The sequence below is a fragment of the Chryseobacterium populi genome, from assembly GCF_000282115.1.
Classification (GTDB): domain Bacteria; phylum Bacteroidota; class Bacteroidia; order Flavobacteriales; family Weeksellaceae; genus Chryseobacterium; species Chryseobacterium populi.
On sequence record NZ_AKJY01000028.1, the window covers coordinates 1 to 13,035 of the forward strand.

12 protein-coding genes are annotated in these 13,035 nt (G+C 37.8%); 8 read left to right on the plus strand and 4 right to left on the minus strand.

What is annotated here, in order from left to right:
- Window positions 1–136 precede the first annotated feature (136 nt).
- The 8 genes from PMI13_RS08525 (at window position 137) to PMI13_RS08560 (ending at window position 8,294) form a co-directional block, all read left to right on the plus strand.
- Window positions 137–646: a hypothetical protein gene (locus PMI13_RS08525; protein ID WP_007842743.1), complete on the plus strand. Its 510-nt coding sequence runs from the start codon at window positions 137–139 to the stop codon at window positions 644–646.
- A gap of 119 nt (window positions 647–765) precedes the next feature.
- The gene (locus PMI13_RS08530; protein WP_007842745.1) at window positions 766–1,206 is read left to right on the plus strand and encodes a hypothetical protein; all 441 of its coding nucleotides are present in this window, start codon (window positions 766–768) and stop codon (window positions 1,204–1,206) included.
- Between the two features lie 814 nt (window positions 1,207–2,020).
- On the plus strand, window positions 2,021–2,422 hold the full coding sequence (locus tag PMI13_RS08535) for a hypothetical protein (protein WP_007842748.1): 402 nt from the start codon (window positions 2,021–2,023) through the stop codon (window positions 2,420–2,422).
- On the plus strand, window positions 2,422–3,294 hold the full coding sequence (locus PMI13_RS08540; RefSeq protein ID WP_007842749.1) for an AadS family aminoglycoside 6-adenylyltransferase: 873 nt from the start codon (window positions 2,422–2,424) through the stop codon (window positions 3,292–3,294). The genes PMI13_RS08535 and PMI13_RS08540 overlap by 1 nt, the downstream gene beginning before the upstream one ends.
- A 101-nt stretch (window positions 3,295–3,395) precedes the next feature.
- Entirely contained in the window at window positions 3,396–3,956 is a 561-nt protein-coding gene (locus PMI13_RS08545) for a DUF1684 domain-containing protein (RefSeq protein ID WP_238536295.1), read from the plus strand.
- Between the two features lie 55 nt (window positions 3,957–4,011).
- Window positions 4,012–4,485 (plus strand): GNAT family N-acetyltransferase, encoded by a 474-nt coding sequence (locus PMI13_RS08550; protein ID WP_007842754.1) that lies wholly within the window; start codon window positions 4,012–4,014, stop codon window positions 4,483–4,485.
- Between the two features lie 74 nt (window positions 4,486–4,559).
- The gene (locus tag PMI13_RS08555; protein WP_007842756.1) at window positions 4,560–5,369 is read left to right on the plus strand and encodes a glucose 1-dehydrogenase; all 810 of its coding nucleotides are present in this window, start codon (window positions 4,560–4,562) and stop codon (window positions 5,367–5,369) included.
- Between the two features lie 243 nt (window positions 5,370–5,612).
- Window positions 5,613–8,294 (plus strand): MGH1-like glycoside hydrolase domain-containing protein, encoded by a 2,682-nt coding sequence (locus PMI13_RS08560; protein WP_007842757.1) that lies wholly within the window; start codon window positions 5,613–5,615, stop codon window positions 8,292–8,294.
- A 30-nt stretch (window positions 8,295–8,324) separates the two neighbouring features.
- On the opposite strand, the gene recO is transcribed toward PMI13_RS08560, so the two are convergent.
- Genes recO through PMI13_RS08580 form a run of 4 tightly spaced genes read right to left on the minus strand, consistent with a single transcriptional unit; the run spans window position 8,325 to window position 12,985 of the window.
- The gene (recO, locus tag PMI13_RS08565; RefSeq protein ID WP_007842758.1) at window positions 8,325–9,011 is read right to left on the minus strand and encodes a DNA repair protein RecO; all 687 of its coding nucleotides are present in this window, start codon (window positions 9,009–9,011) and stop codon (window positions 8,325–8,327) included.
- Window positions 9,011–11,278 (minus strand): type IX secretion system anionic LPS delivery protein PorZ, encoded by a 2,268-nt coding sequence (gene porZ / locus PMI13_RS08570; protein WP_007842760.1) that lies wholly within the window; start codon window positions 11,276–11,278, stop codon window positions 9,011–9,013. Before porZ ends, recO begins: the two co-directional genes overlap by 1 nt.
- Window position 11,279: 1 nt before the next feature.
- Window positions 11,280–12,230, minus strand: coding sequence for a bifunctional metallophosphatase/5'-nucleotidase (locus PMI13_RS08575; protein ID WP_007842762.1), 951 nt, complete (start codon window positions 12,228–12,230; stop codon window positions 11,280–11,282).
- The gene (locus tag PMI13_RS08580) at window positions 12,230–12,985 is read right to left on the minus strand and encodes a 5'-nucleotidase C-terminal domain-containing protein (RefSeq protein WP_007842764.1); all 756 of its coding nucleotides are present in this window, start codon (window positions 12,983–12,985) and stop codon (window positions 12,230–12,232) included. The genes PMI13_RS08575 and PMI13_RS08580 overlap by 1 nt, the downstream gene beginning before the upstream one ends.
- Between the last annotated feature and the right edge of the window lie 50 nt (window positions 12,986–13,035).

Genomic DNA, 13,035 nt, shown 5'->3' on the forward strand with positions numbered 1-13,035 from the left:
TTAACAAACTAAATTTAATAATTTTAATTTGTCTGAAAAACAGGGAAGTCTACCATTTCAAGAGGGTTTCTATGATTATTTTAAGTACTAAATAACTGAGGCAAAACAAGGAAGTTGAAAATTGGAATCCTGTAAAATGGGACAGGAAAAGCACCTGGGGAGCCGTCGTTGGAGGAGCATTCGCCGGGGCGGCTCTTGGCCAGGGGATAAGTATAGTGTAACCGGAACAAAAATGATTCAAAATTCCGTAGTTGGTGCTGTTGGAAGCATATTTAACGGACTGGCCAATGGTCAAAATATTTTTAAAAGTGCATTAACAGGATTCTCAGCAGTAAATTATAATTTTGATATATCGGGTAATAAGTTCACCTCTACAGATATAACTGATGCTGGGTATAGATATTTCATTAATCCAAATTATAATGATTTTTATGATCCAAACCAAGAAAATCCAGTAGCTCCCTGGTATTTTGATAAAAAAGGTAAAGAATTGCTTAATCACTGGCTTGGAGGATCGGGAAAAAATTTAAATTTTGCGTACGATAAAGGTTGGAGTGACTATATGAGTAAAAATGGATTTATACATGACGAACTTATCAAGAGAGCAGTGGCAAGAAGGGTAAGTCTTCAACCCCAGCTGGAGTAAGATGAAATACAAAGTTAAAACTTCAAATGGGGTAAATGCTGTTGTACATTATGTTGCAGAGTGGGATAATGGAATGATAAAAGCTGTTGATGATTTTAAATTTAAATAACCAATAATATATGAAAGTACGCTGTATAAGCAATAAGGGAGAATTCTTAAGAGAATATGAATATAAAAATATGTTCGATAGACAAGAATTTGGTAGATTTGGAGCTTCTGCTAATAGTGAGTATAATGATTTGGTAATAGGTAATGAATATATAGTAATGGGAATAATTATTTTTCAAACATACCAAGCCTATTTATTAGATGATAATGAATTTGTTTTTGCTTGTCCATGTCAATTGTTTGAGATATTGGAAAATAAATTGGAAAATAACTGGGAATTTCGATTAATAGAAAAAGGAGAAGAGATTTATCCATATATTCAGGCGATTATAGGTTATTCTGAGCTATGTATCAATAAAAAAGCATATGAAAATTTAATTATTGAAAAAGATGAAGATGAAATAGTACGTTATTTTGAAAAAAAAGCTCAAATAATAAGTAAGGAAAATTAAAACTTCATTTTTTGAGAGAAAAGCTATACTTTTCTATTTTTAAAGTTGAGAAATTTAATTAGAATTAGAGATTGAAATCAATCTTCTAGTTTTAATGAGAATAAAATAGCAAAAACCATTGCAATTTGTAGTGGTTTTATTTATAAATTAACAAAAAAACTCCGACTGTACTTATTACAGTTATCCAATTAAACTACAAATATAAATTTAGAGAGTTGGGTTTATAATCTTGTTGTATATGATGGGACCCAGTGGAGATATGATCCATCCCTGGAAAGCTGTAATGGAGGGATCAAAAGGATTAGGAACTAGTAGAGCAACTAGTTGGGAATTGTTTCAATTATATTCAAACCCAGCAGCATTAGAACGAACTACATTTTATTTTAATGGGAATATAATACCTAGTCCATTTTAAACAATTAGGTAGACTTCCCTGTTTTGGGAAGTCTACCGCTTCACTAAGAACGGTACAGGAGATCTTGAAATTGTAGACAGTAATGATTACTATCCTTCCGGGATGAACCATTTGAAAACGGGTAATGCATATTTTGCTCGGAGCAGTTATAAAAACTACAAATACCAAGTGACCTCTTTTGGGAGAAGGTCACTTTTTGATTGATAATTATATGAATGGAAAGTCTTCACCTACATAAACGAATGACATATAAGTTTGCAGAAACCCCGGTCCTGCAATACTTCTTACCAATAGAAAATAGCTTTTATGACCCGCTGAAATTTATTTTATTAACTTAAATTTGAATAAATTTGTAACATCATATTCATCGTCAGGTACTTATTATTCATAAAAAAGATTGTGGAAGAAACAGTTGTAAAGCCTATTATTGCTAAAGAAATTCTTGAATCCCTTCAGACAAAAGCAGAAGAGGAGAAGCAGGTTATTGTGCATTGCTGCTTCCCGGCATCACCGTTTTTTGGAAACCTCATCAGGATATGGCATACCACCTATCTTTTTGATAACCAGTCTGAGCATCAGAGCAGGCTCATTCATGCTGAAAATATTTCACTGGTTCCCAACTGGACGCCCGTTCCCTTTATGAAAGATTTCTGGTTTACTTTGATATTTTCCGGTCTTCCGAAAGACTGTAAAAGCTTTGACCTGCGAGAGGTAATCGCCGAAGAAGGTGGTTTCTTTGTAGAATCGATCAAAAGGAATTCGATGGATGTTTACCGGGTGAAAATCTCAGAATCTTACTGATGAAAGCAAGAGATGAAAAGCTGGCGCAAATTATTAGCTGGGCACAGGAAAACCCTGATATCCGGGCGGTTTTACTCACCAGTTCACTGGTAAACCCTTATGCTCCCGTAGACGATTTCAGTGACCTTGATATTGAGCTGGTTTTTGAGAATATGAAAACTTATGAAGAAGATGAAAAGTGGATTGAGCTCTTTGGTGTTCCTATTTCTATGGTAGAAGAAGATGAAACTTTTTTTGAATATAAACACGCCATGAAAATGGTACTCTATGAAGACCACGTAAAAGTAGATTTTAAGCTGTACCAAAAATCAGAATTCATCAAAGAAATGCAAGAAGAAAATCTTCCCGAAGATTGGGATGTGGGGTATAAAGTTTTAATAGATAAAGATAGTCTGACGAAAGACTTAAAACCTCCGACCTATCGGTCTGTCATGATTCAGAAACCTTCAGAAGAGAGATTCCGGCAATTGCTCAATGATTTCTGGTGGGATACCACCTATGTGGCAAAATGCCTTAAGCGCGAAGATATTTTCTATGCCAAATTTATGAGCGAAGATGTTATAAGGACAGATTATCTGGTTCCTCTTCTGGAATGGTTTATCGCCAGTGAAAACAGTTGGGATATCACAACCAGTAAACATGGCAGGCTTTTCAAAAAATATTTGTCACCGGATCTTTGGACAAAAATTGAAGCCACTTTTTCCGGAAGCTCTATTGAAGACAACTGGGATGCTTTATTTGCCTATGCAGACCTGGTTCATGAAATAGGCCTTGATCTTTCAGTAAAGCTCAACACAACATATCCCACAGAGCATGAAAACAAAGTAAGAAAATATCTTAACGAGATAAAATCAGGCAGATCAATTTTTTAAGCTTATAATTTAATAGCTTTACATCTCATTAATTATTTTAAGCTATGAGCAAATATGTATTGATATTTTTCCTTTTTCCGTGGCTTGCCTTTTCGCAAAAAATGGCTTCAAAAGAAATCAGAGAGATTAAGAAATTCCAGAAAGAATTAAATGCAGAATATCTGAATCCCAAAGAAACACCCCTGCGTGGAGATAATCTAATCAATTTTAAAAAGCATCCTTTCTTTCCCATAGATTTAAAATACCGGGTTACCGCGAAGATGGTGAAAACAGAAAATGCAACACCCTTTGAAATTCCTACCTCTTCAGGAAAAACCAAAACCTACCGGGAATACGGAAAAACAAACTTTGTGCTGAATGGGAAATCCTATACTTTAACCTTGTACCAGAGCCTGGATCTGATAAAGCAGGAAAAATATAAAAACTATCTTTTCTTACCATTCCTGGATGCCACCAACGGAAAAGAAACCTATGGCGGTGGAAAATATATGGATCTTACTATCCCGGCCGGAAATACCATTATCCTCGATTTCAATAAATCTTATCAGCCTTACTGTGCATATAATGCCTACGATTACAATTGCCCTATCGTTCCTGAAGAAAATAAATTACCGGTAGAAATCCGTGCCGGTGTAATGTATGAAGATGTGTATCATCACTGATGATTAAAGGATTAAAAAGATTTAAAAATTCAAGAAATAAGAGATTTCACAAAATATGATCAGTTTACAATTTTTCAAGCGGGAAGATTTTTCCGGAGTCAGCTATACACTGGATGAAAACCAGGCACAGTATACCTCTACAGCAGAGCAGGCATTACAGAGAATAAGAGACCGTAGTGACGGCAAAGCGTTTCCGCTCACGATCTTTGATGAGGAAAAACCTGCCGGATTTTTTGTGCTGGATTTTGGTGATGATAAATTGGACCTTACTGATAATGGAAACTCCGTCCTGTTGAGATCCTTATCGGTAAATCCGCGATTTCAGGGAAAAGGGATCGGTAAGGCGGCCATGCTCAAAATAGATGATTTCATCAGGGAACATTTCAAAAATTGTGACGAAATCGTTTTGGCAGTCAATCAGAATAACAGTTCAGCCTACCATCTTTATATCAAAACAGGATATCAGTGCGATGGTAAAACAAGAATGGGCAGAAACGGCCCGCAGTATCTGATGTATAAAAAACTTTAAGAAAATTTTAAACAGAATTCTCTGCTTGGCGTGATTCTTTCCACTAACTTTGAGTAAGCTCAAATCATAAACGTATGGAAATATCGCTTCATAATCAGGTGGCTGTCATTACAGGAGCCTCCAGCGGAATAGGAACCGGAATCGCAAAATCCATAGCTTCGGCAGGGGCAGCAGTCGTTGTCAATCATTCTTCAGAAAGATCAACAGATGAAGCGAAAGCTGTTTTAAAAGAGATTACGGACGCGGGGGGAAAAGGGATCACCTATCAGTGTGATGTCTCTAAAGAAGACCAGGTAGTAAAAATGTTTCAGGATGTCATTTCAGAATTCGGAACTGTAGATATCCTGATCAACAATGCCGGAATTCAGAAAGATTCAAAGTTCACGGAAATGACCATTGACCAATGGAATGCTGTGATCGGAGTGAATTTAACCGGTCAGTTCCTATGTGCAAGAGAAGCCATCAAAGAATTTCTCCGCCGCGGAATAGATCCCTCACGTTCCGTCGCCTGCGGAAAAATCATTCACATCAGTTCCGTTCATGAGATTATTCCATGGGCCGGCCATGCCAATTATGCATCGAGTAAAGGAGCCATAAGAATGCTGATGCAGACCCTCGCCCAGGAATATGGGGCAGATAAGATCCGTGTCAATTCCATTTGTCCCGGAGCTATTCAGACTCCAATCAATAAAAGTGCGTGGGAAACCCCGGAAGCCCTGAATTCACTCCTTAGCCTTATCCCTTACAATAGAATCGGACAACCACAGGATATCGGGAATCTGGCTGCATTTCTCGCCAGTGATTTAGCCGATTATATTACCGGAACGAGCATATTCGTAGACGGCGGAATGACCACCTTTGAAAGCTTCTCAACGGGAGGATGATATTAGTGTAGAGTGATGAGTTATAAGTTATAAGTTATAAGTTATAAGTTAAGAGTAATATCAGACTTTAGCTCAACTTTGATTGCTGATTATTGAAAACAGTTTAAATTTAATATCTTAACTTTTAAACTCAAAACCCAATGGGTAAAATATGCTTTCAAACCAATATTGAATCATAACACCTCTCTCAATTATAAACCTTCAACTCATAACTCATCACTTATAATTCATAACTCAAAAAGCATGTTTGAAAAAAACAGACTCTCAGACCTCTCATGGAAAAAATGGGGCCCTTACGTGAGCAACAGGGAATGGGGATTGGTGCGGGAAGATTACAGCGCCAATGGAGATGCATGGAATTATACCAATCATGATATTGCCGAATCCAAAACCTACAGGTGGGGTGAAGAAGGAATTTGCGGTATCTGTGACGATCTTCAGAAATTCGTGTTTTCCGTAGGGTTCTGGAATAAGAAAGATAAAATGATCAAAGAGCGTTTCTTTGGCCTTACCAACGGACAGGGAAATCATGGTGAAGACGTAAAGGAGTATTTTTATTATCTCGATTCCACACCTACCCATTCTTATATGAAGATGTTGTACAAATATCCTCAAAATGCCTTTCCTTATGATGATTTAGTGAAAACAAATGCGGAAAGAAATAAAAACGAGCCTGAATATGAGCTGATTGATACCGGGATCTTTGATGAGAATGAATACTTTGATATTTTTATTGAATATGCAAAAGAAAGTCAGAATGATATTTTAGTGAAGCTTACCATCATTAATAAATCCGAAAAAGAAGCCCCACTTATAATATTGCCCACTGTTTGGTTCAGGAATACATGGAGCTGGGGATATGACACCTACAAACCACAACTGGGTTCAGAAGAAGCAACCCGTATTGAAGTAGACCACAAAGACCTTGAAATCAAAAATGTATACGCAAGGCAATCTTTGAAAACATTGTTTTGTGATAATGAAACCAATTGTGAAAAACTATACCAGTCTCCGAATCCATCAAGGTATTGTAAAGACGGGATCAATGATTTTGTGATCAATGGAAATTCATCGGCGGTTAATGCAAAAGATATCGGAACAAAGGCTTCCTTCTTTATTGATGAATATTTTAAAGCACAGGAAACTAAAATACTGGAGTTCAGGATTTCTGATAAAGACCTGGCACAACCTTTTGACGGGTTTGATGAAATTTTTAACCAACGGGAAAAAGAATCAGATGAATTCTATGCAGATATTCAGTCCGGGATTACATCAGATGATGAAAAAATGGTTCAGAGACAAGCCTTTGCCGGAATGCTCTGGAACAAAATGTTTTACCATTACAACGTAGAGAAGTGGCTGAAAGGTGACCCGGCAGAAGTAGCACCTCCGAAATCCCGGGAAAAGATCAGGAATTATGACTGGAAGCATCTCAACAATGAGCATATCGTTTCGATGCCCGACAAGTGGGAATATCCGTGGTATGCAACCTGGGACCTGGCATTCCATACCATAAGCTTTTCACTTATTGACCCGGAATTTGCCAAACATCAGCTGAAGCTTTTCCTCTTTGAATGGTATATGCATCCCAACGGGCAGCTTCCGGCTTATGAATGGAATTTAAGTGATGTGAATCCACCCGTACATGCATGGGCTGTTTTCAGGGTTTTTAAAATTGATGAATATCTGAATGACAAACCTGATGTACAGTTCCTGGAAAGTGCTTTTCAAAAATTACTGATGAATTTTACCTGGTGGGTGAATAAAAAAGATAATAATGGAAACAATATTTTTGAAGGCGGGTTCTTAGGACTGGATAATATAGGAATCTTTGACCGGAATATGCCGTTGCCCAATGGTGAACATCTGGAACAGTCGGACGGGACGAGCTGGATGGCGATGTTTGCCCTCAATATGATGCGGATTGCCCTGGAACTGGCTCTGTACAACAACGTATATGAAGAAATGGCGATGAAGTTTTTTGAGCATTTCCTTTCCATTGCCCATTCTCTGGATAATATGGGCGACGAAAATTTCAGCCTTTGGGATGAAGAAGATGAATTCTTCTATGATGCCATCTCTTCAGGCGACGGGAGCCATATGTATCTGAAGCTGAGAACCATTGTAGGCTTGATTCCAATATTTGCGGTAGAAGTAATTGATGATGAGATGATTGAAAACCTTCCCAATTTTAAAAAAAGAATGAATTGGGTGCTGGAAAATAAGCCTGAGCTAGCTGCCCTGGTTTCCCGTTGGGAAGTAAAAGGACAGGATTCAAAACATTTATTATCGCTTTTACGGGGACACCGTTTGAAAAGATTATTAAACAGAATGCTTAATCCGGAAGAATTTTTAAGTGATTATGGCGTGCGTGCCCTGTCTAAGGAATATGAAAATAATCCTTACACGATCAGGCTGAACGAAGCAGATTTTACTGTAAAATATACTCCGGCTGAAAGTGACAGCGGCCTTTTCGGGGGAAACAGCAATTGGCGTGGTCCGATCTGGTTCCCGGTTAATTTTTTAATTATAGAAAGCCTTCAGAGGTTTTTCTTTTACTATAGCCCGGATTTTATGGTCGAATATCCCACAGGAAGCGGAAACTATCTCAATTTGGATCAGATTGCAGATGCATTGAGCAAAAGGTTATCTGCAATATTTTTGAAAGATAAAAACGGAAACCGCCCATTCAACGGACAATATCCTAGATTCCAGTCTGACCCGGATTTTAAAGATTATATTCTGTTTTATGAATATTTTCACGGGGACAGCGGACGTGGAGTAGGATCTTCACATCAGACCGGTTGGACAGGGCTTATAGCAAAAATCCTCCAGCCAAGATTTTCTAAGAAAGAAATTGCCAGATCTGAAACGGAAATGCCTGAGGAGACTGAGAAACCGGATGGCGAAAAAGCGAAACTGTAAAACTGCAAAATTGCTTTTTTGCCATTTAGCTTACTCAAATATCTGCTGAATAACTTCCAGAGAAGCTGGGATCTTAAAATCTGTAATATGATAATGGTAATAGACTAATAAACTATCCAGAAAATCTTTTCTCCGGGAAGAATGAATCCTGATCTGATATGGATTTTCTGATGACAGAATAGTTTTCCAGATCGAGGAAGTCTCTTCACTGAATAGTTGATGGGTCAATCCTGTAGTAAAAACCCCGGTTTCCGGATCGAGATAGCTTCCGGTACTGACCAAAGGGGCAACTCCCTGAATTTTTAGGATCTTAATTAAGAAAACAAGATGAGACTGGTAATTTTCCAGGGCCAGCTCATTGATAAACTCATCAATACTGAAAAAAACAACTGTATTTTTATTTTCATTCCTCAGAATCTGATTTAAAAAATCCGAAACAAAAAAAATCACCGTATTCATTTTAACATCGGTGTAAATATCATTGTTTCTGACCAGTTCAAACCTTGAAACAGACTGAATGCCATTTCCTTTTCCGGGGTTAACGGAAAAGCTGAGTTGGCTTAAAGGTAGCAGCAGCGCTTTCTTCTTATTCCTTTTAGCATAAATGCCCTTAAGAAAATAAGTCTGAAAGCCGTCTTCCTCCGTAAAACAATGCAGGACCGCATCATTTTCACCATATTTTATAAATGAAAGTAAAAATCCTTTTTGTGAATTCATTAATTAACCACAGCTATTTTCGCAGTAGCTTTATCGGAGCCGTCTTCATTGGTCATCAGAACAAAATAAATCCCTGAAGCCACTCTTGCTCCTCTTTGATTATTAAGGTCCCATTCGTAATAACCGCCTCTTGCTACCGCAGAATGGATTACGTTTCCTGCAGTGTCGGTAATTCTGATATTCGTTGTTTCTGCTAAGCCTTTGATGGTCACTTTCCCTTTAAAATTGGAATAAACAACCGGATTCGGGTATACCAGCACATTTCCGAAATCGGAGGTTACATCAGCTACATCTCCCTGATAAGTTACGATACCACTATAAGTTACAAAATATACTTTTCCGGTTTTGCGGTCCACTTTAATATCAGTGATACTGTTGGTAGGCAACGGAGAGTTTTCTTTCGTAAAATGTTTGATCGTCTGCTGTCCGTCTGCAGAAAGATAATATACACCACCACCTTCTACAGAAACCCATTTATGATTTCCGGCATCTACTTCCACCTGTAAAATGGAAGAATCCCTGAAAAGCTCTTCTCCGAGGCCATTCTGTTCTATAATAACAGGATTCACCTTCGGGTCCGGATCCTTGATGGCTGATGCTGCATTGCTTAATATTCTTAATCCGGCATCCGTACCAATCCAAGCATCCCCGGATTTATCAATAGCTACAGAAATTGTCCCTACTGAATTAGCTGAAAAACCATTGGACTGGCTTAAAAGATATTGGGAATCATCGGAAATATTAACGGTTCCCTTATAATCGTAAACCAGGAAATTATTGGTCCTTGCCAGAGGAATCCAGAGTAACTTTTCATAAGAAACAGGCTTCTGTACGGCATCACTCGAAATACCGACATTTTTGATAAGAAATTCATCTGTTGCCTTGTCGTAGGCAGCAATACCCATTGATCCGCCATCCATAAATGACATGGTTGCAAAGAGGTTATTCTGATCATCATATGTAAAACCTACAGGGCGGCGTGCAAAATTATTCGGAGAACCGAGATCATAATATTTGACCAGGTCAAAATCTTTACTTCCCGAATTGTATTTCATTTTATAAATCCCATGACCTGCATTGTTGTTATAATTATTGAAGAAAACTTCATCTGTATTGCTGGGATTGGCAATGGCATCTAAAACGTTGAATACGGTTGTACTTCCTACAAACATTGAAGGATAGATCCATTCAAGTCCGTTGAAAAAATAAAAGCCCGGATTTTTTGGATTTGACAAAACAGTGTTATATCTTGCCTCACGGCCTCCACTGGAAACTAAGAATTGATTTTCACCATACAGGCTTATTTTATAGGCATAATTGAAGTAAGGGCCATCGGGTTTATAACTGTTATTAGCTTCATCCTTAATTCCTGAAAGTACTGTTCCACCATAGACTTTTCCTCCGGCAGAGGTTGCGGTGTTACACTCTTCACCGAAACTTACCGTACCACTGTAGTTTCCATTGGTATTGAAGGTATAGATCCTGTTTTGATCGGTTACAATAATATTACCGGCAGTCACTACCACGTCCTTTACACTTCCGAAAGTCTGTGAAAGAGGAGTGGAAACCCCGTTGTTGAAAAGATAAGCAGTATTGGCAGAAGAGAAAGAGAGTACCGATTCCGAATCTATATGGGTAAATGCTCCCGGCATATCGGTTGACCAGGTGGTGAATACAGGGAAAGTGGTATTCATTTCATGGCTTTTAAGTCCTGTATTCGTTACCGAATATACTCGGTTGCCTACAATGGTCGCTTCATTACTCGCTTCATAAACCCCAGCCGTCAGAAAGAAAGCAGAATCCCCGAATTCCTTTTTCTTCAGGTCAAAGATTGAAACCCCATATCCTACTGATACCACAGCTTTATCGCCTGTTATAGAAATGTGGTTGATTTTTTTACTTCCGTTATATCCTGTTGCAATCGGAATATCAACAATATAAGTAACTCCATCCGGGGAAACAACATCCATAGAACCGTTCTGATAGCCTATAAGGCCTATTTTAGTCTGAGGATTATAGTCAAAAGCAGTTATTTGTATTTCATGTAAGCCGTTTGCCTTAGACAGTTTCGTAATTTCACCTGTTGAAATAGTATAATAAAAGATCCCGTTTTCTGCTGCGGCCACTATTTTTCCATTATCTTCTTTCATCGCCATAACGTTGTTGTAAGAAAATAAATCGGACCATTTTTTTGAAGAAATCGTCTGTGCATTTGCCCACTGAAGGGATGCTAAAATACCAAGGGAAATTATGGAGAGTTTTTTCATATTACGCTATTATACTGCTGTCTATAACCTGATTGTTCCACGAAATGTGTTGTATGTTTTTATGGGCATCAAAATAGAAATCTATTCTGCCTAAAAGAAGCCCTGCCCAACCTACCTGATTAACCAGGACATTTTTATTCTGCCGGTTTTTAAAGGCCTGGGGCTCCGGTAAGAAAGTGTGGGTATGCCCGCCCAGGATAATATCAATATTTTCTGTGCTGGCTGCTAATATTTTATCACTTACCTTATTCGGTTCGTCTTTATAATCATATCCTATGTGAGATAAACAGATGACAAGATCGCATTTTTGTTCATTTTTCAAAAAATTGGAATAATGCTGGGCAACTTCTACAGGGTCTGAATATACTGTTTCAGCATATTGTTTTTTCCCGACAAGCCCGTCCAGTTGGATTCCTACTCCGAAAATTCCCACTTTAATCCCGTTTTTGTTGAAAATTTTATAAGGCGAAGTCTGGCCATCGAGAATGGTGTTTTTGAAATCATAATTGGAGCAGATAAACGGAAATTTAGCATTGGGTAACACTTTTAAAAACCCGTCAAGTCCGTTGTCAAAATCATGATTCCCCATGGTAGAGGCATCATACTTCATCATCGACATTAATTTAAATTCCAGCTCACCTCCGAAAAAATTAAAATAAGGAGTTCCCTGGAAAATATCACCGGAATCCAGCAACAGAACATTACTTTCCTGGTTTCTGATCTGTTGAATCAGGTTTGCCCTTCTTGCAAAGCCACCCTGGTTAGGGTTTTTGGTGTAGCTCTCATCAAAAGGTTCTATCCTGCTATGCTGATCGTTGGTATGAAGTAAGGTAAGTTTATTTGCAGATTTTAAACCATTGAATGATAAATCTTCTGCCATCATCATATTCGGAGCCAAAGCCATTGCCAGGGTTCCGCCACTTATTGCTTTTAAAAAACTTTTTCTATCCATTATTTCTTACCGGTAAAATTTAAACGAATATCTGTGTTCGGAACCACTTCAGAATTTTTCTTAAAATAATTAATGAATAAATCTCTTAATTTAATTCCGGTTGGAATGGCTTTCCCTTTTGAAAAGAATTTCATATTATCACCTCCCAATGCCAAATAATCTGAAGTTGCGATATAATAATCCTGCTCAGGATTTACTGCTTTCCCATTGATCAGTGTTTTAGACAGCTGCCCATTATTGGTTTCAATATACAAATGGGAAACCGGATTATTCACCTGGTTTTTTGCATAATAATCAAAAAGTCCCTGCAAATCTGCTCCTTTCATTTTTACAATGATCACTTCATTTTCGAAAGGCATTACTTCAAATACACTTTTCAGGAAAATATCACCTTTCCCGATCGTAGTACGGATTCCTCCGATATTAATTAAGGCGGCGTCTACATTTTTTTGAAGATGGCTTTTTGCCCATTCATCAGCTCCATCGAAGGTATAATCTGCTAAAAGATTTCCCAGATTGCTGTTATCACCCTGCTTGGTAAGATCTACGCTGGTATGTGAGATTTTTTGGTTCATCTCTTTATCCAGTTTTTGCTTGTAGGGTTCAATAATTTTTACAAACTCCTCATCATTTTTCAGCTCTTTATTAATAGAAATATTTTTCTGAGGCTGCACATTGGCCACTTGTAAAGATGTTGTTTTACAAGAGGTAAGTGAAACCAGGGCAATTCCTAATAATAAGAATTTATCTTTCATATGTTGCAAATTATTTTTTTAAGGTCATATGTAATCGCCGGTTCTTATAG